The 270-nt window shown below is 61.1% G+C and carries 1 protein-coding gene; it reads left to right on the top strand.

Features of this window, described 5'->3' with window-relative positions; all coding sequences use genetic code 11:
* On the top strand, positions 1-270 hold a 270-nt coding region (locus ACZY0B_RS28055; protein ID WP_463767470.1), incomplete at both ends, for a cytochrome P450.

The following is a 270-nucleotide window of genomic DNA, read 5'->3' as shown; positions in this document are numbered from 1 at the left end:
ACCATCAATCCCGGGCAGCGCATCATCACACTGCTGGCTTCGGCGGCTAGGGACGAACGCGAGTACGAGAATCCGGACGACTTCGTATGGGATCGGCGCATCGAACGGTTGTTGTCGTTCGGACACGGACAGCACTTCTGCCTGGGAGTGCACGTGGCTCGCCTGGAGATCACCATCATGATCCAGGAGTTCCTCAAACGCGTGCCCGATTATCACATCGACGAGACCGCGGCATCGCGGCCGCCGTCCAGCTTCCAGTGGGGCTGGAAC

This window comes from Mycobacterium sp. IDUB_19, assembly GCF_055419445.1.
Note: the sequence above shows the minus strand (reverse complement) of the source record. Positions and strands in the feature narration are given on the sequence as shown.